We start from the raw sequence: 297 nt of genomic DNA, 5'->3' as shown, positions 1-297 counted from the left end.
GATAGACAAACCGGGCGGCGTTGCCGGCCTATCGGCAATTCCTAACGGTTCCAGCAACCCGACAGACAACTACGTATACGGGCGCACCAAGAATACAAAGCTTCCGCTTGGTGCTGTCTATATAGTGGGTAACTTCGATGCTAACGCCAACCACGTATCTCAGTACGCAGGTCTTAACACCATCGATACGAACACGGCGCTTTTGGCGAGCGGTATGCAGACCATCGATACCGGGTATAACGCAACCAATCCGTTCTACCAAACAGTTCCGGCAAACGGTTCGGCGTATCTGGTAAC

1 protein-coding gene is annotated in these 297 nt (G+C 52.5%); it reads left to right on the top strand.

The window, feature by feature from the left end; all coding sequences use genetic code 11:
* Window positions 1–297: hypothetical protein (locus tag AC1RPU_RS08140; RefSeq protein ID WP_481769667.1), on the top strand; the 297-nt coding region annotated here is incomplete at both ends.

The organism is Dellaglioa sp. CoH-55-MRSF-7, assembly GCF_056782235.1.
Note: the sequence above shows the minus strand (reverse complement) of the source record. Positions and strands in the feature narration are given on the sequence as shown.